This window comes from Streptomyces sp. NPDC054866 (assembly GCF_053610745.1).
Map to the genome: position 1 here is coordinate 1,089,432 of NZ_JBSGZA010000003.1, position 22,925 is coordinate 1,112,356.

The following is a 22,925-nucleotide window of genomic DNA, read 5'->3' on the forward strand; positions in this document are numbered from 1 at the left end:
CCGGCGGTGATTACGCAACGTGCGCGCGATCACACCTAACGCCCGATGACGGGCGGCGTACCGCTCAGTACATTCAAGTAAACCCTCATTAACTCCTCCTCCCAAGGGGCCGTGGCACATGTCTGGAACGACCGGTACCACCTCAGTGATCGTCGCGGGCGCACGAACGCCCATGGGCCGCCTGCTCGGCTCCCTGAAGTCCTTCTCCGGCGCCGACCTGGGCGGTTTCGCGATCAAGGCCGCCCTCGACCGGGCCGGGATCGGCGGCGACCAGGTGCAGTACGTGATCATGGGCCAGGTGCTCACCGCCGGGGCAGGGCAGATCCCGGCACGCCAGGCCGCCGTCAAGGCGGGCATCCCCATGAACGTCCCCGCGCTCACCGTCAACAAGGTGTGCCTCTCCGGGCTCGACGCGATCGCGCTCGCCGACCAGCTGATCCGCGCGGGCGAGTTCGACGTCATCGTCGCCGGCGGCCAGGAGTCGATGACGAACGCGCCGCACGTCCTTCCCAAGTCGCGCGAGGGCGTCAAGTACGGCGCCATCGAGATGCTCGACTCCATGGCGTACGACGGCCTCACCGACTCCTTCGACAACGTCGCCATGGGCGAGTCCACGGAGAAGCACAACACCCGCCTCGGCATCGCGCGCCCCGAGCAGGACGAGATCGCCGCCGCCTCGCACCAGCGCGCCGCCGCCGCCCAGAAGAACGGCATCTTCGAGGCCGAGATCACCCCGGTCGAGATCCCGCAGCGCAAGGGCGGACCGGTCCTCTTCTCCCAGGACGAGGGCATCCGGGCCGAGACGACCGTGGAGTCGCTCGGAAAGCTGCGCCCGGCCTTCGCCAAGGACGGCACGATCACGGCGGGCACGGCCTCGCAGATCTCCGACGGCGCCGCTGCGGTCGTCGTGATGTCCAAGGTCAAGGCCGAGGAGCTCGGCCTTGACTGGATCGCGGAGATCGGGGCGCACGGCAACGTGGCGGGCCCGGACAGCTCGCTCCAGTCGCAGCCGTCCAACGCCATCCAGCACGCCCTGAAGAAGGAGGGCCTGGACGTCGCGGACCTCGACCTGATCGAGATCAACGAAGCGTTCGCCGCGGTCGCCGTGCAGTCAATGAAGGACCTCGGGGTGTCCTCGGAAAAGGTGAACGTCAACGGCGGAGCCATTGCCCTGGGTCACCCGATCGGGATGTCCGGCGCACGCGTCGTCCTGCACCTCGCCCTTGAGCTGAAGCGGCGCGGCGGTGGCGTGGGCGCGGCCGCGCTGTGCGGTGGCGGCGGGCAGGGGGACGCGCTGATCGTGAAGGTGGCGAAGGCCTGACGCCCGCTTCGCACGTGCAAGCCTTCCCCGTCTCGCAAACGTCTTGGAACGGAGCTGTCTGACATGCAGGACGTCCCCTCCCTGGTGGCACAGGCCCGCGAGGGCAGGCCACGGGCCGTGGCCCGGCTGATCTCACTGGTCGAGGGGGCGTCACCGCAGCTCCGCGAGGTCATGGCGGCGCTGGCTCCGCTGGCGGGCCATGCGTACGTGGTGGGCCTCACGGGATCTCCCGGTGTCGGCAAGTCGACTTCTACGTCGGCGCTGGTGTCCGCCTACCGCAGGGCGGGCAAGCGGGTCGGCGTCCTGGCCGTCGACCCTTCGTCCCCCTTCTCCGGGGGCGCGCTGCTCGGCGACCGGGTCCGCATGTCGGAGCACGCGTCCGACCCCGGGGTCTACATCCGCTCCATGGCGACGCGGGGCCACCTGGGCGGCTTGGCGTGGTCGGCTCCGCAGGCGATCCGCGTACTGGACGCGGCGGGCTGCGACGTGATCCTGGTCGAGACGGTCGGCGTGGGCCAGTCCGAGGTGGAGATCGCCTCGCAGGCGGACACGTCGGTGGTGCTGCTCGCCCCCGGGATGGGCGACGGGATCCAGGCGGCGAAGGCCGGAATCCTGGAGATCGGTGACGTGTACGTCGTCAACAAGGCGGACCGGGACGGCGCGGACGCGACCGCACGCGAGCTGAACCACATGCTGGGGCTCGGGGAGTCCCGCGGGGCGGGGGACTGGCGACCGCCCATCGTGAAGACGGTGGCCGCGCGGGGCGAGGGGATCGACGAGGTCGTCGAAGCTCTGGAGAAGCACCGGGCGTGGATGGAGGAGCGGGGGGTCCTGGCGGACCGCAGGGCGGCGAGGGCTGCCCGCGAGGTGGAGACCATCGCGGTCACGGCCTTGCGGGAGCGAATCGCGGACTTGCACGGGGACGCGAGGTTGTCCGCTCTGGCGGAGCGGATCGTGGCCGGGGAGCTGGACCCTTACGCGGCGGCGGACGAACTGGTCGCGAGCTTGACCTCGGGGTGAGGTGACCTCTGCGGTGGCTGCGGGGTGCTCCGCTGCTCTGGGGCTTGGCTGCCCCGGCGGTCGGGTGCTTCGCTGCTCCGATGCCTGGCTGGGCCCGCGGTCGCACTAGCCGCCGCTTCGCGGCGAGACTTTCCCGCCCACCCACCCATTACTCCGGGGTAATCGGGTGGGTGGGCGGGAAAAAGTCCGCCGCGAAGCGGCGGTTCAGGGCGTAGCCGGAAGACAACCCCCGCCCCCACGACGCGAACCGCCCCGCAGGGAAATCCCTGCGGGGCGGTGGGGCTGACGACGGAGGGGGACCCGTCAGTCGTCGGAGCCGTCGTCGTCCGAGTCGTTGTCGTCCGAGTCCTGGTCGGAGTCATCGTGGCTGTCCGACTTGTCAGCCGTGACCTTGCCCGACTGCAGGTCCACCTTCCAGTCGGACTCCGCACCCTTCGCACCGGAGGTCTCCGCCTCCCAGGCGCCGACGGTGCCATCGTCGTCCAGGTCCACGGACGTGACCGTGCCCTTGGCGGCGGCAGCCTTCGCCGCGTCCTCCGCCGAGGTGGACGCACCCTTCAGGGCGGCGGCCACGCGCTTCGCGTCGCCGTCCTCGTCCTGCTCGGTGTGCGAGCCGAGCACCTTGCCGGTGCCGGGGTCCACCTGGACGCTGTGCCACGTGGCGCCCTTGCCGAGCACGTCGACGTCCCAGACCAGGCCGCCGTCGTCCTCGTCGTCCAGCTCGGCGGAGACCGCCGTACCGGACTGGTTCGCCAGCGCCGCCTTGATCGCGTCGGCCGCGGTCACCTTGGCGGCCTTCACCTCGGCGGTGTTCTCCTCGGCGTCGTCCCGGTCGTCGTCACGGTCGTTGTCCTTCAGCTGAACGCTCGACTTCTTGGCGGCGGCCGACGAGTCGTCGTCGCCGGTGGCAGCGAGCGCTGTCGCCGTACCGCCCCCGGCCAGGGCCAGGGCTGCGACGGTGGCGATGACGATGTTGCGCTTCATAAGGGGGTTCCTCCCGAGACGTTGGCTGTGCGGCCCGTAGGCCGCCGCTGCCGTTCGCTTTCGACAAGGACCAATCTGGCTGAGCGACCCTGAAGCCAGCCTGAAGCCGCCTGAAGAACTCTTCAGGTTCGCTCTGGGACCCTGAACGCATGCGCCTGTTGATCGTGGAGGACGAAAAGCGGCTCGCCCTGTCGCTCGCCAAGGGCCTGACGGCCGAGGGCTACGCCGTGGACGTCGTGCACGACGGCGTCGACGGACTGCACCGGGCGAGCGAGGGGACGTACGACCTGGTCATCCTCGACATCATGCTGCCCGGCATGAACGGCTACCGCGTCTGCTCCACCCTGCGGGCCACCGGTCACGACGTACCGATCCTGATGCTCACGGCCAAGGACGGCGAGTACGACGAGGCCGAAGGGCTCGACACGGGCGCCGACGACTACCTCACCAAGCCGTTCTCGTACGTGGTGCTCGTTGCCCGTGTGAAGGCGCTCCTGCGCCGCCGCGGCAACGCGGGGCCGTCCCCCGTCCACACCCTCGGCGACCTCAAAGTCGACACCGCGGCGCGCCGCGTCTTCCGAGAAGACGACGAAGTCACGCTCACCGCCAAGGAGTTCGCCGTCCTTGAGCAGCTCGTCCTGCGCACGGGCGAGGTCGTCTCCAAGGGCGACATCCTGGAGCACGTCTGGGACTTCGCCTATGAGGGCGACCCGAACATCGTCGAGGTGTACATCAGCGCCCTGCGGCGCAAGCTCGGGGCGCCGCTGATCAAGACGGTGCGCGGCGCCGGATACCGCCTGGAGGCCCCCCGGTGACGAAGCGCTTCTTCAGTTCCGTCCGGGCCCGCGCCACGATCGGCGCCAGCCTCGTCGTCGCCGTCGCGCTGGTCGCCGCCGGCGCCGCCGTCCTGCTCTCGCTGCGCGCGAACCTGACCGACCAGGCGAACGGTCAGGCCCAGTCCGCCGCCCGCGGGGTGGCTTCGCAGCTCGCCGCGAACACGGCGTACGGCGATCTGGATCTGGACAACGACGACCAGCCGGTCCAGGTCGTGGACGGCGACGGACGGCTCGTCGCCGCCAGCGAGGACCTGGAGAGCATCAGCGGCACGGGCGTCGACGCCGTCAAGCCGGTGAAGCCCCAGCCGGCGGCCACGCCTCCCAAGAGCGAGGGAGATGACGACGACGAGAGCGAGAGCGAGAGCGAAGCGCTTGAACCCGGGGAGATCTCCGATGACGCGCCGGACGGTACCTCCGGCTCCGCCACCATCGACGGCGAGACGCAGGACTACCGCTTCGCCGCGGTCGAGGTGAACGTCGATAAGAAGGGCGATCTCACCGTCCACGCGGGCGCACCACTCGCCGCCCAACAGAGCGCGGTGTCCACGGCGTTGACGTCCATGCTCATCGGTTTCCCGCTGCTCCTCGCCGTCATCGCCCTGGTGACCTGGCTGGTGACGCGCCGCGCCCTGCGCCCGGTGGACGCGATCCGCTCCGAGATGGAGGCGATCACCGCGTCGGAGGATCTCGCGCGCCGCGTGCCCGAGCCGGACACGCACGACGAGATCGCCCGCCTGGCCACGACGACGAACGAGACGCTCGCCGCCCTGCAGAGCTCGGTGGAACGCCAGCGCCGCTTCGTGGCCGACGCCTCGCACGAACTGCGCAGCCCCATCGCCTCCTTGCGCACGCAGCTCGAAGTGGGCGCGGCCCACCCGGAGTTGCTGGACGTGGACGGTGCGGTCGAGGACACCGTACGACTTCAGGAGCTGGCCGCCGACCTGCTGCTCCTCGCCCGGCTCGACGCGGGCGAGAAGCCGGGCGGTGGGCACGTGGACCTGGCGGCCCTGGCGCGCGAGGAGCTCTCGCAGCGCACGCGGGACCAGGTCGACGTCCGCATGGATCTGAAGAGCGTCGAAGTCACCGGCTCCCGGAGCCAGTTGGCGCGCGTGCTCGGCAACCTCGTGAACAACGCGCAGCGCCACGCGCGCTCGCACGTCACCGTCACCACCCGCGCCGAGGGGGCGTGGGCGGTTCTTGAGGTCTCCGACGACGGAAACGGCGTACCGGAGGGTGAACGCGACCGGATCTTCGAGCGCTTCGTCCGCCTCGATGACGCCCGCACCAGGGATGACGGCGGGGCGGGTCTGGGCCTCGCCATCGCGCGCGATGTCGCCGCACGCCACGGCGGGACCCTCACGGTCCGGGAGGCTCCCGGTGGGGGAGCGCTCTTCGAGCTCAGGGTCCCTGCCGCCGCGCGGTGAGGGTCAGGGCTTGCCCCGCTGGGCCCGGAGGTGCTCCGCGATCGGGGTCAGGGCCTTGTGGAGTTCGCCGAGCGCCTCGGGAGAGATCAGGTCGACGAAGTGCTGGCGGACCGAGGCCACGTGGTGCGGGGCGACCCGCTGCATGGTCTCCATGCCCTCGTCCGTGAGGACGGTGTAGAGCCCGCGCCGGTCGGACTCGCAGTTCTCCCGGCGGACCAGGCCCGCGTTCTCCATGCGGGTGATCTGATGGGAAAGGCGGCTCTTGGACTGCAGTGTGGCGGCCGCGAGATCGCTCATACGCATCCGCTTCTCCTCCGATTCGGAGAGATGCACGAGGATGTCGTAGTCGTTCATGGTCAGGTTGAACGGCTGGAGGTCCTTCTCGAGCTGATATGTCAGCATCCTGTTGACCTCCACGTGGGTGCGCCAGGCGCACTGTTCCTCGTTGGTCAGCCACTGCGGGGCCGTCTCGGTCTCCATGGAATCGATTCTACCTAAGAAGTTGAAAGGTGAACGAATGTCGGTGTGTGACACGCGCCTCTCACCCCCCGGGTGACGGAGGGGCACAGACGTTCGCCGTCACACTCCGCAGACTACCGCTCACAGGCCGAAGCGACGCTGGAGGTCCCCCAGTTGTCCGGGAAGGCGCGGTTGCCCCGGCTGCTGTCCGTGTTGACCGCGTTGGCCCGGTGCGGCCTGGCCGCCCTGGCCGCCCGGCACGCCCGCCTGCTGCGGCACCGCGCCCGTCGCCTGCTCGGCCATGAGCGCCTCCGAGGACTGCAGGAGCACCGTCCCGGCCCCCACGAACTCGAACTGGTGCTCCTCGCCTGAGGTTCCGCCGATCCCGGTCAGTGCCCGTACGCCGCCGATGACTCCGGTCAGATACCCATGGTCGTAGTGATGGCAGGGCGAGGGGCAGTCGGCCCAGCCCACCAGGGCCTGTGGATCGACCCGGATCGGCGGCTCCATGAACACCACCGGGCCGTTCGACGCGGCCACGAACTTTCCGGTTCCGATCAGGGTCAGAAAGCCCGGAACGATGGATTGCTTCAGCGCGAGAGTTGGCTGAAAAGCGAGGAGGTTGCCCGAGCGAATGGTCAGGTTGCCGTCTTCGAGGTCGTACGAATTCACGTCGAAGGCCCGGTCGGCGAGGAGCATCTTGCCCTGGCCGTCGGCCACCACCCAGTCGCTCGCGTGCAGGGGCGAATGAAAACTCGTGCGCACCAGGCGGTCCAGGCGGCCGTGTCCGATGCCGTTGAACTCGATCGACCCGTAGTAGGCGATCATCTTCCCCTTCTGCAGGAACCACTGGCTCCCCTTGAGTTCCACGCAGAAGGTGTACGCGTTCACGCTGTCGTCGCTCGGCAGTGTCATCGGATCGAGGGGCGCGGGCACCCCCGCGGGCATTGAGGGGTTCACAGCTTCTCCTCCGACGCCTGGACGTACACCGCACCGCTCCCGGACAGCTCCAGCTGGAACGCCTCGCCCGAGCCCCGCCCCACCATGTCGCGCCAGCCGAGCGCCGTGGAGAGTTTGTTGCGTACGTCGCCGTGGTGCGCCACATACGCCTGCGGGTCGACATGGACCGGGCGCTGCGGGGTGATCGGCACCTCGATGACCCCGCCGTGCGCCATGACGGCGACCGCGCCCTGCCCCTTGAGGGTGGTCGTGAAGAGGCCCTGCCCTGTGACCTGTCCGCGGACCATGCCCATGACGCCGCCCTGCGAGCCCATGAACATCGTGCCCTGCTGGAGCGTCCCGTCGAAGGCGAGCAGCCGGTCCGCCTCCACATAGAGGGTGTCTCCGGTGAGGCTGATCACCTGGATGTGATGGCCGCCGTGCCCGAAGAGGACGGTGCCGCTGCCCTCCACCGTCATCAGGGGCGTCGCCTCGTTGGCCACCCGGCGCCCGATCATGGAGGCCAGACCGCCCTGTCCGCCCTGGATGTTGGGGGTGAAGGCGACATCTCCCTTGTAGGCGAGCATGGCGCCGCGCTGGCTGAACAGGCGCTGGCCCGGCAGGACGGTCGCCTCGACCATCTTCGAGTTGATCTCCCGGAAGGGCATGTCAGACGTCCCCCGCGATCGTGTTCCGCTCGCTGGGCTGGACATAGACGAGTCCGTCGCCCTCGAAGCGGATCTGGAAGGCCTCGCCGCCGCCCTCGCCGAGCAACGTACGGAAAGTGACGCCCGACTGGAGGTTCTGGCGGAGGTCTCCCTGATGGGCGACATACGCCCCCGGGTCCACCGTGAGCGGATACTGCCGGCTCACGCGCAGCACCACCGCGGGGCCGTCGGACATGATCGCCGCCTGGCCCGAGCCCTCGACGGTCGTGGTGAACAGGCCGTTGCCCTGCGAGGCTCCGCGGACGCCGGTGAAATGAGTGCCGGTGTGCAGGCCCCCGTCCGTGCACAGGAGGTTGCCCGCCTCGACGAAAAGCTTCTCGCCGCGCAGCTCCACGAGGTTGATCTCGGTGGCTCGGTCGGCGAACCAGCACGTGCCGTGCCCCTTCACCTCCATCACCGTCATCTGCTCGCCGGTGATGCGGCGGGTCACCATGCCCCGTATGCCCTCGCCGCCGCCGGTCATCTTCTTGAAGGCCATCCGGCCGTCGTACGCGACCATCGAGCCGTTCTTCGCCTTGACGGCGTCGCCGGACATGTCCACGGCGAGCACCCTGCTGCCTTGCAGTCGGAACGTTGCCACGTATCGACGGTAGCCGTCGGATATGCGGTCGGAACAGGGCAACGGCCCCTGAGCGAACCCCGAGAACACCCCGATGTCACAATGGGGGTCGCTTGTGCGCGCATTCACAAGATCGCAATCACAAGGTCAATGCCGCCGAGCGGCCCTCGCCCCTCGCTCCCGCCTCACACCGAAGGTGATCCGTGGACATCAAGACCGCTTCCGCACTCCGCCGCCTCCGTCTGGTCTCGGCCCCCGAGGCCGTCTCCTTCCTGCTCCTGATCATCTGCTCGGTGCTCAAGCGGACCACGGACTTCAACGCCGTGCCGGTGATGGGCATGGTCCACGGCGTGCTCTTCATCCTGTACGTGCTGTTCTGGCTCGACGCCTGGAACCGCACCAAGTGGAACGTGAAGACGGCCGCCCTCTACTTCATCCTCTCCGTCCTGCCCGCCGGCGGCTTCTTCGCCGAGCGCAAGCTGAAGCGTGAGGCCGAGGCCGCCGTGATCGCGTCGCGCGCCCGCCGCGAAGGCGTCGTGAGCGCATGATCGTCGCCTTCTCCGTGACCCCGCTCGGCGTCGGTGAGGACGTGGGCGAGTACGTCGCCGACGCGGTCCGCGTCGTCCGCGAGTCCGGCCTGCCCAACCGGACCGACGCGATGTTCACCTCCGTCGAGGGCGAGTGGGACGAGGTGATGGACGTCGTCAAGCGCGCCGTCGCCGCGGTCGAGGCGCGGGCGCCGCGTGTCTCCGTCGTCATGAAGGCGGACATCCGGCCCGGGGTGACGGACGGGATGACGTCGAAGGTCGAGACGGTGGAGCGGCACCTTTCCGCATAGCCGCCGCTGCCCCCCCGTAACTGAGAAGAAGCCCCCGCCGACAGTCGGCGGGGGCTTCTTCTTGACCGCGGACTTGAGCGACCGCTCAAAACTCCCTACGATCGGCTTGAGCAGTCGCTCAAAACTGCACTGACATGGGGGAACGCCGTGAGCCTGTACGTCGAAGCACGCATAGACGCCGACCTCGACGAGCTCTGGGCACGCACCCAGGAGCCGTCCCAGCACCAGCGCTGGGACCTCCGCTTCACCGAGATCGACTACCTGCCGCGCGTGCCGGGCGAGCCCCAGCGCTTCCGGTACGGCACGCGCGTACTGCCCTTCCTCACCATCGCGGGCACCGGCATCTCCGCCGGCGAGAAGCGCCGGGCGGACGGCACCAGGACATCGGCACTGCGCTTCGCCTCACCGCACCCCCTGTCGCTCCTCCAGGAGGGCTCGGGCTACTGGCGCTACGTCCCCACCCCGGACGGCGGCATCCGCTTCCTCACCGGCTACGACTACCGCCCGCGCTGGGGCCGCTTCGGCGCGCTCGCCGACCGGGCCGCCTTCCGCCCCCTGATGGGCTGGGCCACGGCCTGGTCCTTCGACCGGCTGCGGCTCTGGCTCGAGCGGGGGATCACCCCCGAGCGCCAACTGCTGCACGCGCTGGCAGAGGTGGGGGTGCGCGTCGGGTGCGTGGTCGCGGCCGTCGTCGCCGCGCCGATGGTGGCACCGGCCGCCCTGGCGCTCGCCTTCGTTCTGCCGCCCCTGCCGACGACGCCCGCGGCGCGCCGCTGCCTCCGTAATCCACCGCCACGCACGCGTGCCCCGCGCGTCCTGACGACCCTCCAGGAGCGGTGATGCGGGCATCGATCTTCCGTACGGTGATGGGCGCCGACTTCGACCGCCTGCACCCCCAGCTGCAACGCCGCTTCTCCGTGGGCCTCGCGAGCGGCGAGGCGTGCATCGGCCGGGGCGTCATGGACCGCATCTGGCACGGCAGGGGCTTCGTGAAACCGTTCCTGGCCGTGGGCGGCACCCGCAACATCCTCGTTCCGCGCGCTGGACGCCACGTCCCCTTCACCATCGAGAACGTGCCGTACGTCGACACGTTCGGCCGTGAGACGGTGAGCTTCGTGCGCACCTTCGATCTGCCAGGCCGCTCCCGCCGCTTCGACGCCCAGATGGTCCTGGGCCCCAAGGGCGACCGCATCCTCGACTACCTGGGCACCCACCAGCACCTCGCGAGCGACCTCCACCTCCGGGCCGAGCCGGACGGCTCCCTGCTGATCCGCTCCGGGGCGCACCGCTTCCGGGAAGGGCCGGTGGACGTCCGCGTGCCCGGCCTGATCGGCGGCGACGCGGAGGTGCGGGAGTCCTACGACGACTCCACGGGCCGCTTCCGTATCCGCGTCAGGGTGGTGAACCGGCGCTTCGGGCCGCTCTTCGGGTACGAGGGTTCCTTCGCGGCGGAGTACGAGGACGTCCGCACCTGTGGTGTGCGGCCGGGGTTGCGGCCCCTCCGTGAGGAGGCGAGGGCATGAGCGCCGACACGAAGCGGAAACTCCTCGAAGGGGCCCTGCGTACGCTGACGGAGCAGGGCATCGCGAAGACGTCCGCGCGGACGATCGCGGCTGCCGCCGGGGTCAATCAGGCCCTTGTCTTCTACCACTTCGGGTCGGTCGACGAGCTCCTCGCGGCTGCCTGCCGCCACGGCTCCGAGCAGCGGGTCTCGCGTTACCGGGAGCGGCTGGACGCGGTGTCCTCGCTGGCCGAACTCCTCGAATTCGGCCGCGAGATGCATGAGGAGGAGCGGGCCGCGGGGCACGTGGCGGTCCTCGGCCAGCTTCTCGCGGGGGCGCAGACGCAGCCTCGTCTCGCTCCCGCGACGGCTGCGGGGCTCGCCCTCTGGATCGAGGAGATCGAGAAGGTCCTGGTCCGGGTGCTCTCGTCGACGCCGCTGGGGGAGTTCGCGGATCCTGTGGGGCTTGCGCGGGCGGTGGCGGCGTCGTTCGTGGGGATAGAGCTGTACGAGGGGGTGGACGAGGTGGGGGCGTCCAGGGCGTTGGACTCCCTGGAGCAACTTTCCCTTCTGGTGGCGGCGGTTGAGGATCTGGGGCCGCTTGCGCAGCGTGCCATGCGGCATCGCCTACGGCGGGTTGGGCGGCCCTAACCCCCCTCGGGGGGTGGGCGGGCCCTGTTCATCGCCCCCGGCGGCGGTGCTGACGTACAGACCTTTCCCGCCCACCCGCCCGTCACCCCGCATCCGACCCTGGACGAACGAGCTTTCCCGCCCACCCGCCCGATTGCCCCGTAGCCACCGAGGGGTAGACCCGCACCCCGTGGCGCCCCTCGCAACCGCAGCCGAACCGTTCACCCTAAAACCGCTCGCACGGACGTATCCCGTTCGACACGCCAGGGAAACTCCACTTTTGTGAGGGTATCGGCTTGTTCGTACCTGAACCTGCCAGAGCCAGATCACCCACGACCTGGAGGGCGCTGTGCGGCCGGAGGGCTACGACTACGACACCCACAGCACACTCGCCGGACCGCTCACCGAGCCGGACGGCAGCAGCGGCAGTGGCAGCGGCGACGGTGGCCGCTATCGGGTGCGGTACAACAAGCTTCTCTCCCGTGAGCCCCACCGAATACGAGCCGTCATCCTGATGACGCTCGCCCCGGTCCTCACCGGCCTCCTCCTCGTCTACCTCGTGTGGCCGACCCACTGGACGGAACGCGAGGGCGCCGACCGCTGGCTCATCGGACTCGACGTCACGATGCTCGTCGCGATCGGGCTCATCGAGCTCTTCATGCTCGTCAACGTCATATCCATCGCCCACGCGACGATGGTGGCGAGAGACCCGATACCGGTCACCCCCGAACCCGGCACCCGCGTCGCCTTCCTCACGACGTACGTCCCGGGCAAGGAACCCCTCAGCATGGTCCGCGCCACCCTCGAGGGCGCGAAGGCGATACACCACACCGGCCCCCTCGACGTCTGGCTCCTGGACGAGGGCGACGACGAGGACGCCAAGGCGCTCTGCGCCGAACTCGGCGTACGTCACTTCACCCGCAACGGAGTGCCCGAGTGGAACCGCGCGAAGGGTGTCCACAAGGCCCGCACCAAGCACGGCAACTACAACGCCTGGCTCGCGATGCACGGCGGCGACTACGACTTCTTCGCCTCCGTGGACACCGACCACGTCCCGCTCCCCAACTTCCTTGAGCGGATGATGGGTTACTTCCGGGATGAGGACGTGGCGTTCGTCGTCGGGCCCCAGGTGTACGGGAACTACGACTCTCCCGTCACCAAGGCCGCCGAGTCCCAGCAGTTCCTCTTCCACGCCCTGATCCAGCGCGCCGGCAACCGCTACCGCGCACCCATGTTCGTCGGCACCAACAACGTCGTACGCATCCAGGCGCTCCGCCAGGTCGGCGGCCTGTACGACTCCATCACCGAGGACATGGCGACCGGCTTCGAGCTGCACCGCCACAAGAACCCCCTCACCAGGCGCCACTGGCGGTCGGTCTACACCCCGGACGTGCTCGCCGTCGGCGAGGGCCCCGCCTCCTGGACGGACTTCTTCACCCAGCAGATGCGCTGGTCGCGCGGGACGTACGAGACGCTGTTCAAGCAGTACTGGAGGGCGCCGTTCACGATGCCGCCCGGCCGTCTCTTCTCGTACACGATGATGCTCGTCTACTACCCCATGACGGCCGTCAACTGGCTGCTCGGCGTGCTGAGTTGTGTTCTCTTCCTCTGGTTCGGCGCTTCCGGGACGCAGGTCGCCGCCTCCGTCTGGCTGATGCTCTACAGCGACGCCGCGGCGCTCCAGATCGGGCTCTACCTCTGGAACCGCCGGCACAACGTCTCCCCGCACGAACCGGAGGGCTCCGGAGGCCTCGCGGGCATGGCGATGTCCGCGCTCTCCGCACCCATCTACGCCAAGTCGCTCGGCGCCGCCGTCCTGCGCCGCCCGAGCCGCTTCGTGGTCACGCCCAAGGGCGGCGACGCGAGCCCCGACCGGGTGCTCACCTTCCGGATCCACCTCTGCTGGGCGGCGGTCCTCGCCAGTTCACTGGTCGCCTCGTTCGTGCTCGGCCACACCCACGCGGCGATGCGCACCTGGGCCGTCCTCGCGCTGGTCATCGCGCTCGCCCCGGTCGCGATCTGGAGCTTCTCGCTGGTCAAGGAGCGCAGGGCGGGCGCGGTGCGCGACAAGGCCCGCGAGCGGATCCGCCAGCGCGCCAGGAAGGACGCGGAAGGCCTCGGCGCCACGGGCGCGGACGGCGAGCCGGAGCCGGCGTTCGCCACCGGTACGACGACAGGAGGGAACTGACCCATGGCATACCGGCCCTCTCAGCGGACGAAGAAGACACTCCTCGGAGTCGGGGCGGGCGCGCTGCTCGTCGGGCTCAACGCACCGGCGGCACTCTCCTTCGCCGAGGAGCAGTACTACGAGTACAAGATCGCCCAGCCCGGCTACAAGGCCAAGTACGGCTCCTGGAAACAGATCGGCATCCCCGAGGAGTTCCGGACCAACGCCATCCACGCCGCGCTCCTGCACACCGGCAAGGTCCTGATCGTCGCGGGCTCCGGGAACGAGCAGAAGAAGTTCGACGCGGGGTCGTTCGACACGATCCTCTGGGACCCGAAGACGGACACCTTCAAGAAGGTCAGGACCCCGGAGGACTTCTTCTGCGCGGGCCACGCCCAACTCCCCGACGGCCGCCTCCTGGTGGCGGGTGGCACGGCGCGCTACGAACTCCTCGACGGCGAGATCGACCGGGCCGGCGGCGGCATGCGCGTCAAGAACGAGAACCCCGACAAGGCCATCGTCCTCAAGAAGGGCACCCGTTTCCGCTCGCCGTCGGGCATCGAGTACGTGAGCAAGTTCGACGTCAAGGTCCCCAAGGCCAAGCGGGACTACGAGATCACGTACTCCAAGACCGGTGCGATGCAGCCCTGGAAGACCACGGTCAAGGCGAGTGAGGCGCGCGTCTTCGTCGAGGCCGCCCAGGAGGGCAACGAGTTCGTCAACGAGAAGTCCGCGCAGTACGAGATCGAGGGCCTCACCGGCAAGGAAGCCGACAACGCGTACGGGATCGCCGAGAAGCTCACCATGGACAAGCAGGACTTCCAGGGGATCAAGGCGGCCTACGAGTTCGACGCGGTGGCCGAGAAGTACATCCCCGTGGAGCCGATGGAGAAGGCCCGCTGGTACCCCACGCTCGTCGGTCTCGACGACGGCAAGGTGCTCGCGGTCTCCGGTCTCGACGACGTGGGCATGATCGACCCGGGCGACAACGAGATCTACGACCCCAAGACGAAGAAGTGGACCAACGGCCCCAAGCGCTACTTCCCGACCTACCCGGCGCTCTTCCTCACCAAGGGCGGCAAGCTCTTCTACCCGGCGTCGAACGCGGGCTACGGGCCCGCCGACAAGGGCCGTGAGCCCGGCCTGTGGGACCTGAAGACGAACAAGTTCGAGAAGATCCCCGGCCTCGTCGACCTCGACCAGACCGAGACGTCCGCCTCCCTCCTGCTGCCCCCGGCGCAGGACCAGAAGGTGATGATCCTGGGCGGCGGAGGCGTCGGCGAGTCCGACAAGGCGACCCGGCGTACGGCCGTCGTGGACCTCAAGGAGAAGAGCCCCGCCTTCAGGACCGGACCCGAACTCCCACAGGGAACCCGCTACTTGAACAGCGTGATCCTGCCGGACGACTCGGTGTTCACGTCCAACGGCTCCAAGGACTACCGGGGGCGCGGCGGCAGCAACATCCTCAAGGCGCAGTTCTACGACCCCAAGTCGAACAGCTTCCGCGAGGCGGCGTCCCCCAAGGTGGGCCGCAACTACCACTCCGAGGCGCTGCTCCTGCCCGACGGACGGGTCGTCACGTTCGGCTCCGACCCGCTCTTCGACAACCAGCAGAACACCAAGCTCGGCCACTTCGAGCAGCGCATGGAGGTCTACACGCCGCCCGCGCTGCACAAGGCGGGCAAGAACCGCCCGGTCCTCGGCGAGGGCCCGGAGGAGCTCGCGGCGGACGGCCGCGCGACGTTCCGTACTGCAAGCCCCGAGAAGATCGCCTCGGCCCGTCTGATGCGCCCCAGCGCGGTGACGCACACGACGGACGTCGAGCAGCGGTCGATCGCGCTCGGTCTCACCAAGGGCAAGGGTGAGGTGACGGTGCAGGTGCCCAGGGGCGACACCGCGCTTGTGCCGCCGGGCTGGTACATGCTCTTCGTGACGGACCAGGACGGCTCGTCGTCCGAGGCGAAGTGGATCCACGTCGGGCAGAAGTGACTGCCGGTCAGGTGGCCTTCGCGTTGCGCGCGAGACCGAGCGCGTAGTCGGGCCACCACTGGCCCGCCGCCGGGCCACCCCTGCACGGTCCGTCCGAGTCGCCGGGCCGCTTGATCCACAGGACCGCGTCGAGCAGCGCGTCACCGGTCTTGTCCGTGGGCGGGGTGCCGAGGCCGCGGCCCGGCGGATTGCACCAGGCGTCCTCACGGTCACCGGCGAGCGGGCCCTTGCCGTTGCGGCTGGAGTCCATCACGAAGTGCTTGCCGCCGACGATCCCCGAGAGGCCGCGGCCGTACGCCTTGATGGTCTCGTCGCTCTGGAAGTTCGACACGTTCAGCGAGAAGCCGTCCGCCTGCGCGATCCCCGCCTGCTGGAGCGGCGCCGCGAGCTTGCCCGCCTGGTCGATCCAGCCCGGGTTGCCCGCGTCCAGATAGACCTTCACCTGGGGCTGCCGCTTGAACCGCTGGATGGCTTCGGAGAGTAGTTGGTAGCGCTCGGCGTGGTACTCGGCGGGGGTGCAGCCGTCCACGATGTGCGGGATCGCGTCCGGCTCCAGGATGACGACGGCCGGTGTGTCGCCGATGGTGCCGGCGAACTTGTCGATCCACTGCCGGTAGAAGTCCGAGCTGTGCGCGCCGCCGGCGGAGTGGTTGCCGCAGTCGCGGTGCGGGATGTTGTACGCGACGAGCACGGCGGTGCGGTCGTCCCGCGCGGCACCGTCGACGGCCGCCTTGACGTCCGGGACCGGGTCGTCGCCCGCGGGCCACACGGCCATGGGCTGCTCGGAGATCCGCTTGAGCGCGGCGGCGTCCTGGGTGCGGCCCTCCTGCTCCCACTGCCTGACCTGCCGGGCGGCGGCGCTCTGCGGGTCGACCCAGAAGGCGCTCTCCGGGGCCTTCTTGGCGGCCTCGGTGGAGGGACCGGCCTCGACGGGCGTCTTCTCCTTGCCCTTGCTGCCGGATTCGGAGGAGCACCCTGCCGTGAGCCCGAGGGCCGTGAGGGCCGTGAGTGCGGTGAACGTGCGGAGCAGCCGGTACATCCAGCCCCCTTGGGCGACGGTGACCGGGCAATCGTTACATAACGGTCCAATCGCCCTTGGTTGCGACACCGGGCGGGGCCCGTTCCGATACCGGCTCAGAGACCGCCGCCGTTCGCCAGCGCGATGCCGAGCGGAGTGCGCTCGTACAGCACCTGGTGTCCGTACCGCCGCGAGACCAGCAGCCCGGCGTCGCGCAGGGCGCCGAGGTGCGCGGAGACGGACGAAGGGGCGAGCCCCAGGCGATGTGCCAGGGCCGAGGTGGTCGCAGGGTCGTTGAGCGCGGCGAGGACGGTGGCCCTGCCCCGTCCAAGGAGCCGTACGAGCGCCTCGGACGTACGGTCGCTCGGCTCGGCCCAGAGTCCGGCGAGGCCGCGGGCGGGATAGACCAGGGTCGGCTGCCAGGGCGGCTCGTGGCCGCCCACCACGTCCGGCCAGGCGAAGACGCTGGGCATCAGGACGAGGCCCTGGCCCGCCAGATGCCGCACGTGGTCGCCCCGCCGCGCGACGGTCAGCGTGTCCGCGTCCCAGGCGAACCGCGGGTCCAACTCGGCGACGAGCGCGCCGAGGCCGACCTCCGCGAGCCGCCGCGAGTGGAAGGCGACGTCCGCCTCCAGGAGCGCGCGGAGCCGGGGCCAGTCCGGCTCGACGAGGGTGTGCCAGGCGGCCTCCATGGCATCCGCGAGATCCCGCACCGCGCGTGCAGGGTCGGCGAGCAGCGCACGCCCCTGGGGAGATTCGGCTGCCCCCGCGGTGCAGGCGAGCGCCCGCGCGAGCTCCTCCCGCGCGGCACCGGGGTCGGCCGCGCGCACGGCCGCGATCTCCTCGTCGAAGGTGGCGGCGGGGCCGATGGGGGGAGGGCCGATGAAGTCGGGGCTGTACCCGCGCGGCGGCATCAGCAGCCACAGCGCCCCGAGTTCGAGCCCGGCGCCCGCCCCGCGGATCCGCCGCAGCCACTGCGGGTGATAGCCGTGCCGGTCGGGCCGCTTCAGGGTCCGCACGGCCTCCTGGGTCTCCCACAGCGGCGACACGGCGAACCGGCACCGCAGGAGATCGTCCGGGCCGAAGTGCAACCGGTTCGGCACGCGCTCACCCACCCCCCCCCCCGCAAGATTCGCCTGGAACCGAAACTCTAGGGCGACCGGCACGCGCGCGTGCAGGGTGCGGACATGTCCGACGAGCCCGTCCCCGAGGCGCGCACCACCGAACCCTGTCCCCAACCCACCGGCTACCTCCGCCTCTTCACGATCCGCGAGTTCCGCGCCGTCTTCCTCGCCCACGCCCTCTCGCTGCTCGGCGTCGTCGTCAGCGAGGTCGCCCTCACCGTGCTCGTGTACGGGCTCACCGGGTCACCGCTGCTCAGCGCGCTCACCTTCGCGCTCGGGATGCTGCCCTACCTCATCGGCGGGACCCTGCTCTCCGGGATCGCCGACCGGTGTCCGGCGCGACGGGTGCTCGTGATGTGCGACGTGGTGTGTGCCGGATGCGCGGCGCTCATGGCGCTGCCCGCCACACCCGTCTTCGGACTGCTCGCGCTGCGGTGCGTCATCGCCCTCGTGTCGCCCGTCTTCAACGGCACGCGCATGGCGACCCTCACCGACATCCTCGGGGACGGCGACCTGTTCGTCCTCGGCCGCTCCCTGCTCCGGATCGTCTCGCAGAGCTCCGTGCTCGTCGGATTCGGGCTCGGCGGCGTCCTGCTCACCGTCGTCCCGCCGCGCGGGGCGCTCCTCATCACCGTCTGTACGTTCGCCGCTTCGGCGTTGCTCCTGCGGTGCGGCACGAAGCGCAGACCCGCGCGCGGGAGCGGCGGTTCCGCCCTGATGAGGTACTCGCTCAGCGGCGCGCGGCAAGCACTCGGCGACCGGCGGATCAGGGCGCTGCTGCTCCTCCTGTGGGCGCCGCCCATGTTCATGGTCGCCCCGGAAGCGCTCGCCGCTCCGTACGCCGATCAGATCGGCGTCGGTGTCGCGGGCGTCGGACTCCTGATGTGCGCGCTGCCGGTCGGCACGATCGCCGCGGAGCTGTACGCGGGGTCCGCGCTCTCCGCGAGCACCCGGGCCCGCATCGCTCTGCCGCTCGCCTCCTTCACGCTCCTGCCGCTCACGGTGTACGCGCTCACGCCGGGCCTCCTGTGGGCGATGCTCGCCCTCGCGCTCGCCGGCGCCGGATCCGCGTACACGCTGGGCGTCGACCGGTGGTTCGTCGACGCCGTGCCCGAGGAACTGCGCGGGCGGGCCATGACCGTGCACACGGCGGGGCTCATGACGATCCAGGGGGTCGGCATGGCGCTCGCCGGACTCGCGGCGGAGTTCTTCGCGGTGAGCACCGTCGTCACGGCGTCGGGCGTGCTCGGCACGCTCTGCTGCCTCGCGCTGGCCGCGGAGGTCCGCGCCACGCACCGTACGGACGCGTCACACCGTACGACCGCCGGGAAACCAGCCGACGTACGGGAACAAGGGACCGAATCCCGAGACGGGGCTGACCACCATGTGACCGGCGGGTAAGGTCTTTGGCGTGCCGAAGCCGCTCAGCCTTCCCTTCGATCCCATCGCCCGCGCCGACGAGCTCTGGAAGCAGCGCTGGGGATCCGTACCGGCCATGGGCGCGATCACCTCGATCATGCGGGCGCACCAGATCCTGCTCGGTGAGGTCGACGCGGTCGTCAAGCCGTACGGACTCACCTTCGCGCGGTACGAGGCCCTGGTCCTGCTGACGTTCTCGCAGGCCGGTGAGTTGCCGATGTCCAAGATCGGCGAGCGGCTCATGGTCCACCCCACGTCCGTCACCAACACCGTCGACCGTCTCGTCAAGTCCGGTCTCGTCGACAAGCGCCCCAATCCGAACGACGGGCGCGGCACCCTCGCCTCCATCACGGAGAAGGGCCGCGAGGTCGTCGAGTCGGCCACCCGCGAGCTGATGGCCATGGACTTCGGGCTCGGGGTGTACGACGCCGAGGAGTGCGCGGAGATCTTCGCGATGCTGCGGCCGCTGCGGGTCGCCGCCGAGGACTTCGAGGAGCAGTAGAACCTCGGGTTCCGTTCGTGCCGGGGCCGCCGGAAGATCGCGCAAATCGGGCCGATACGCTCGTAGGCATGAAGCGAAGCGTGCTGACCCGTTACCGGGTGATGGCCTATGTCACCGCCGTCATGTTGCTCGTGCTGTGCACCTGCATGGTTTTCAAGTACGGCTTCGACAAGGGCGAGGGCCTGACGCTGGTCGTCTCCCAGGTCCACGGCGTCCTCTACATCATCTACCTGATCTTCGCCTTCGACCTGGGCTCCAAGGCGAAGTGGCCGTTCGGGAAGCTGCTCTGGGTGCTTGTCTCGGGCACCATCCCCACCGCCGCGTTCTTCGTCGAGCGCAAGGTCGCCAAGGACGTCGAGCCGCTGATCACCGACGGCTCCCCGGTCACCGCGAAGGCGTAACGCCACCCCCGGAAAGCCGCCACGGACATACCCGTGGCGGTGAGCCATCGACATTTACTAGGGCGTCCAAGTAAATTCGAGGGTATGGACGCTGACGCCATCGAGGAGGGCCGCCGTCGCTGGCAGGCCCGGTACGACACCGCGAAGAAGCGCGACGCGGATTTCACCACGCTCTCCGGCGACCCGGTCGAGCCCGTCTACGGGCCACGGCCCGGGGACACGTACGAGGGTTTCGAGCGGATCGGATGGCCCGGCGAATACCCCTTCACCCGCGGACTGCACGTCACCGGCTACCGCGGCCGGACCTGGACCATCCGCCAGTTCGCGGGCTTCGGCAACGCCGAGCAGACGAACGAGCGCTACAAGATGATCCTGGCCAACGGCGGCGGCGGACTCTCCGTGGCCTTCGACATGCCGACCCTGATGGGCCGGGACTCCGACGAACCCCAGTCCCTCGGCGAGGTCGGACACTGCGGGGTCGCCATCGACTCGGCCGCCGACATGGAGGTCCTGTTCAAGGACATCCCGCTCGGTGACGTCACGACGTCGATGACGATCTCCGGACCCGCCGTCCCCGTCTTCTGCATGTACCTGGTCGCCGCCGAGCGACAGGGCATCGACCCGGCCGTCCTGAACGGCACGCTCCAGACGGACATCTTCAAGGAGTACATCGCACAGAAGGAGTGGCTCTTCCAGCCCGAGCCGCACCTGCGCCTCATCGGCGACCTGATGGAGCACTGCGCGCGCGACATCCCCGCGTACAAGCCCCTCTCGGTCTCCGGCTACCACATCCGCGAGGCCGGGGCGACGGCCGCGCAGGAGCTCGCGTACACCCTCGCGGACGGCTTCGGGTACGTCGAGCTGGGGCTGAGCCGCGGCATGGACGTGGACGTCTTCGCGCCCGGACTGAGCTTCTTCTTCGACGCTCACCTCGACTTCTTCGAGGAGATCGCCAAGTTCCGCGCCGCCCGCCGCATCTGGGCCCGCTGGATGCGCGACGTGTACGGCGCGAAGACCGACAAGGCCCAGTGGCTGCGCTTCCACACCCAGACCGCGGGCGTATCGCTCACCGCCCAGCAGCCCTACAACAACGTCGTACGCACCGCTGTCGAGGCCCTCTCCGCGGTCCTCGGCGGCACGAACTCCCTGCACACCAACGCCCTCGACGAGACGCTCGCGCTGCCGAGCGAGCAGGCCGCCGAGATCGCGCTGCGCACGCAGCAGGTGCTCATGGAGGAGACGGGCGTCGCCAACGTGGCGGACCCGCTGGGCGGCTCCTGGTACGTCGAGCAGCTCACCGACCGCATCGAGGCCGACGCCGAGAAGATCTTCGAGCAGATCAAGGAGCGGGGGCGCCGCGCCCACCCGGACGGGCAGCACCCGATTGGCCCGATCACGTCCGGGATCCTGCGCGGCATCGAGGACGGCTGGTTCACCGGGGAGATCGCCGAGTCGGCGTTCCAGTACCAGCAGTCCCTGGAGAAGGGCGACAAGCGCGTCGTGGGCGTCAACGTCCACCACGGGTCCGTCACCGGCGATCTGGAGATCCTGCGGGTCTCTCACGAGGTGGAGCGGGAGCAGGTCAAGGTCCTCGGCGGGCGCCGCTCGGCGCGGGACGACGCGCGGGTGCGGGCCTCGCTCGAAGCGATGCTTGCCGCTGCGCGGGGCGGGGCGAACATGATTCCGCCCATGCTGGAGGCGGTTCGCGCGGAGGCGACGCTCGGGGAGATCTGCGGGGCCCTGCGGGACGAGTGGGGCATTTACACGGAGCCCCCGGGGTTCTAGTTCGGGTTCTTCGGGTGTGTGGGGATCTGCGGGTCTGTTCTGGCTGGTCGCGCAGTTCCCCGCGCCCCTGCGGGGCCTCTTCCGAGCCCGGCGGAAATTCGTGGGTGTCAGATGCAAGCAGCTGGGTAGGCGCGCGCTCGCGTCAGTCCCACCTGCCCCTGGAGTCATCCTGTGTCACCCGTGAGCCTGCCCGGCCCCACCCGCACCGCCGTGATCGCCATCGGAGCCGCGACAGTCACTCTCCTCGGTGCGCTGACGGTGTACGGCTCCGGCGAGGTCAGCGCGAGCCCGCCCGCCGAGCCGAAGGTCCAGGACACCTTCGACTCGCTCGGCCCCGACGTGCACGCGGCGAAGCTCTCGAACGGCCGGACGGCTCACTACTCCGACACCGGGAACAAGAAGGGCAAGCCCGTCCTGTTCATAGGCGGCACCGGCACCAGCGCCCGCGCGGCGCACATGACGGACTTCTTCCGCTCGACCCGCGAGGACCTGGGCCTGCGCCTCATCTCCGTCGAGCGCAACGGCTTCGGTGACACGGAGTTCGACAAGAAGCTCGGCAAGGCCGACTTCGCGAACGACACCCTCGAAGTCCTCGACAAGCTCGGCGTGGACGACGTCAGCGTGATCGCGATCTCCGGCGGCGGCCCCTACGCCGCGGAGCTCGCCGGGCGCGCCCCCGAGCGGATCTCGGCCCTGCACCTCGCGGCCGCCCTGCCGCCCTACGGCGCGAAGCCCGCGTACTGCTCGATGTCCGACGACGAGCTCGCCGCCACCGTGAAGGACTCGATCAGGGACCCGCGCAAGTGGTGGGCGTTCCCCGACGACAGCCCCGTCAAGTCGATACCGGGCTTCGCCGACACGGCGTACGAGGAAGGCGCTCGCACCTACAACCAGCGAGGCCAGCAGGCCGACCCCGCGCCGCAGGTGCACGAGCAGAAGCTGTACTGCGGACGGCCGGGCCCGGACCTGAAGAAGCTCGACGCACCCGTCCACCTCTACGGCGGCAAGAAGGACACCACCGTGCCGCCGGCGACGCTCAAGACCTGGCAGGAGGCGCTGCCGGGCAAGGCGAAGGTGCGTACGTACGCGGACTCCGGGCACGACGTGCAGTACCGCCACTGGGACCAGATCCTGGTCGACCTCGCGGGACACAGTGACCGCACGGTCATCTGCAAGGGCAAGCACACGCGCGTGCTGCCCGCCGACGAGGCCGACCGGCTCCTCGCCAAGGACAAGGCCACGCTGGGCAGTTGCGCCTGGAAGAACAACTAGCCCACCGCG

The 22,925-nt window shown here is 69.8% G+C and carries 23 protein-coding genes; 16 read left to right on the top strand and 7 right to left on the bottom strand.

The features are described 5' to 3' along the window. Positions 1 to 118 precede the first annotated feature (118 nt). Complete coding sequence (locus tag ACWGI2_RS20390; RefSeq protein WP_453696656.1) at positions 119 to 1,321, top strand: acetyl-CoA C-acetyltransferase; 1,203 nt, start codon at positions 119 to 121, stop codon at positions 1,319 to 1,321. 63 nt (positions 1,322 to 1,384) lie between these two features. Continuing rightward, entirely contained in the window at positions 1,385 to 2,341 is a 957-nt protein-coding gene (meaB, locus tag ACWGI2_RS20395; RefSeq protein WP_453696658.1) for a methylmalonyl Co-A mutase-associated GTPase MeaB, read from the top strand. 303 nt (positions 2,342 to 2,644) lie between these two features. On the opposite strand, the gene ACWGI2_RS20400 is transcribed toward meaB, so the two are convergent. Continuing rightward, entirely contained in the window at positions 2,645 to 3,325 is a 681-nt protein-coding gene (locus ACWGI2_RS20400) for a PepSY domain-containing protein (protein WP_453696660.1), read from the bottom strand. A 149-nt stretch (positions 3,326 to 3,474) separates the two neighbouring features. Between ACWGI2_RS20400 and ACWGI2_RS20405 the strand changes: the two genes are divergently transcribed. Both ACWGI2_RS20405 and ACWGI2_RS20410 read left to right on the top strand, forming a co-directional pair. Next, positions 3,475 to 4,140 carry a response regulator transcription factor gene (locus ACWGI2_RS20405; RefSeq protein WP_453696662.1) on the top strand — a complete coding sequence of 222 codons (666 nt, stop codon included), beginning with the start codon at positions 3,475 to 3,477 and terminating at the stop codon, positions 4,138 to 4,140. Continuing rightward, positions 4,137 to 5,585, top strand: a complete 1,449-nt coding sequence (locus ACWGI2_RS20410) for a sensor histidine kinase (protein WP_453696664.1) — start codon at positions 4,137 to 4,139, stop codon at positions 5,583 to 5,585. The genes ACWGI2_RS20405 and ACWGI2_RS20410 overlap by 4 nt, the downstream gene beginning before the upstream one ends. Positions 5,586 to 5,588: 3 nt before the next feature. Here the strand turns inward: ACWGI2_RS20410 and ACWGI2_RS20415 are convergent, their stop codons facing one another. The 4 genes from ACWGI2_RS20415 to ACWGI2_RS20430 form a co-directional block, all read right to left on the bottom strand. After that, positions 5,589 to 6,065 carry a MarR family winged helix-turn-helix transcriptional regulator gene (locus ACWGI2_RS20415; protein ID WP_160507265.1) on the bottom strand — a complete coding sequence of 159 codons (477 nt, stop codon included), beginning with the start codon at positions 6,063 to 6,065 and terminating at the stop codon, positions 5,589 to 5,591. Between the two features lie 120 nt (positions 6,066 to 6,185). Next, positions 6,186 to 6,992, bottom strand: a complete 807-nt coding sequence (locus tag ACWGI2_RS20420) for an AIM24 family protein (RefSeq protein ID WP_453696786.1) — start codon at positions 6,990 to 6,992, stop codon at positions 6,186 to 6,188. A gap of 8 nt (positions 6,993 to 7,000) precedes the next feature. Continuing rightward, a complete protein-coding gene (locus ACWGI2_RS20425; protein WP_160507266.1) occupies positions 7,001 to 7,651 on the bottom strand; it encodes an AIM24 family protein in 651 nt (216 codons plus the stop codon). Position 7,652: 1 nt separating this feature from the next. Continuing rightward, positions 7,653 to 8,291: an AIM24 family protein gene (locus tag ACWGI2_RS20430; RefSeq protein ID WP_453696665.1), complete on the bottom strand. Its 639-nt coding sequence runs from the start codon at positions 8,289 to 8,291 to the stop codon at positions 7,653 to 7,655. Positions 8,292 to 8,473: 182 nt separating this feature from the next. Between ACWGI2_RS20430 and ACWGI2_RS20435 the strand changes: the two genes are divergently transcribed. From ACWGI2_RS20435 to ACWGI2_RS20465, 7 genes are all read left to right on the top strand, one after another. Continuing rightward, positions 8,474 to 8,818, top strand: a complete 345-nt coding sequence (locus ACWGI2_RS20435) for a DUF3817 domain-containing protein (protein WP_249587704.1) — start codon at positions 8,474 to 8,476, stop codon at positions 8,816 to 8,818. Beyond that, positions 8,815 to 9,108, top strand: a complete 294-nt coding sequence (locus tag ACWGI2_RS20440; protein ID WP_160507269.1) for an MTH1187 family thiamine-binding protein — start codon at positions 8,815 to 8,817, stop codon at positions 9,106 to 9,108. The genes ACWGI2_RS20435 and ACWGI2_RS20440 overlap by 4 nt, the downstream gene beginning before the upstream one ends. 147 nt (positions 9,109 to 9,255) lie before the next feature. After that, positions 9,256 to 9,948, top strand: coding sequence for a hypothetical protein (locus ACWGI2_RS20445; protein ID WP_453696667.1), 693 nt, complete (start codon positions 9,256 to 9,258; stop codon positions 9,946 to 9,948). After that, positions 9,948 to 10,631 (top strand): DUF4166 domain-containing protein, encoded by a 684-nt coding sequence (locus ACWGI2_RS20450; protein ID WP_453696668.1) that lies wholly within the window; start codon positions 9,948 to 9,950, stop codon positions 10,629 to 10,631. The genes ACWGI2_RS20445 and ACWGI2_RS20450 overlap by 1 nt, the downstream gene beginning before the upstream one ends. After that, positions 10,628 to 11,260, top strand: coding sequence for a TetR/AcrR family transcriptional regulator (locus ACWGI2_RS20455; RefSeq protein ID WP_453696670.1), 633 nt, complete (start codon positions 10,628 to 10,630; stop codon positions 11,258 to 11,260). The genes ACWGI2_RS20450 and ACWGI2_RS20455 overlap by 4 nt, the downstream gene beginning before the upstream one ends. Positions 11,261 to 11,588: 328 nt before the next feature. Beyond that, positions 11,589 to 13,427 (top strand): glycosyltransferase family 2 protein, encoded by a 1,839-nt coding sequence (locus ACWGI2_RS20460; protein ID WP_453696671.1) that lies wholly within the window; start codon positions 11,589 to 11,591, stop codon positions 13,425 to 13,427. 3 nt (positions 13,428 to 13,430) lie between these two features. Continuing rightward, complete coding sequence (locus tag ACWGI2_RS20465; RefSeq protein ID WP_453696673.1) at positions 13,431 to 15,395, top strand: galactose oxidase-like domain-containing protein; 1,965 nt, start codon at positions 13,431 to 13,433, stop codon at positions 15,393 to 15,395. Positions 15,396 to 15,402: 7 nt separating this feature from the next. On the opposite strand, the gene ACWGI2_RS20470 is transcribed toward ACWGI2_RS20465, so the two are convergent. Both ACWGI2_RS20470 and ACWGI2_RS20475 read right to left on the bottom strand, forming a co-directional pair. Continuing rightward, complete coding sequence (locus ACWGI2_RS20470; protein ID WP_453696674.1) at positions 15,403 to 16,434, bottom strand: glycoside hydrolase family 6 protein; 1,032 nt, start codon at positions 16,432 to 16,434, stop codon at positions 15,403 to 15,405. 95 nt (positions 16,435 to 16,529) lie between these two features. Next, positions 16,530 to 17,516, bottom strand: a complete 987-nt coding sequence (locus ACWGI2_RS20475) for a DUF5937 family protein (RefSeq protein WP_453696675.1) — start codon at positions 17,514 to 17,516, stop codon at positions 16,530 to 16,532. Positions 17,517 to 17,600: 84 nt separating this feature from the next. On the opposite strand from ACWGI2_RS20475, the gene ACWGI2_RS20480 reads away from it, so the two are divergent. The 5 genes from ACWGI2_RS20480 to ACWGI2_RS20500 all read left to right on the top strand — a co-directional run bounded on the left by ACWGI2_RS20480 (position 17,601) and on the right by ACWGI2_RS20500 (position 22,916). Continuing rightward, positions 17,601 to 18,938, top strand: coding sequence for an MFS transporter (locus ACWGI2_RS20480; protein WP_453696677.1), 1,338 nt, complete (start codon positions 17,601 to 17,603; stop codon positions 18,936 to 18,938). Between the two features lie 10 nt (positions 18,939 to 18,948). After that, positions 18,949 to 19,458, top strand: a complete 510-nt coding sequence (locus ACWGI2_RS20485; protein WP_160507278.1) for a MarR family transcriptional regulator — start codon at positions 18,949 to 18,951, stop codon at positions 19,456 to 19,458. A gap of 68 nt (positions 19,459 to 19,526) precedes the next feature. Then, positions 19,527 to 19,859 carry a DUF3817 domain-containing protein gene (locus ACWGI2_RS20490; protein ID WP_453696678.1) on the top strand — a complete coding sequence of 111 codons (333 nt, stop codon included), beginning with the start codon at positions 19,527 to 19,529 and terminating at the stop codon, positions 19,857 to 19,859. A gap of 84 nt (positions 19,860 to 19,943) precedes the next feature. Next, a complete protein-coding gene (locus ACWGI2_RS20495) occupies positions 19,944 to 21,644 on the top strand; it encodes an acyl-CoA mutase large subunit family protein (protein WP_453696680.1) in 1,701 nt (566 codons plus the stop codon). Positions 21,645 to 21,815: 171 nt separating this feature from the next. Continuing rightward, a complete protein-coding gene (locus ACWGI2_RS20500) occupies positions 21,816 to 22,916 on the top strand; it encodes an alpha/beta fold hydrolase (protein WP_453696681.1) in 1,101 nt (366 codons plus the stop codon). Positions 22,917 to 22,925 lie beyond the last annotated feature (9 nt).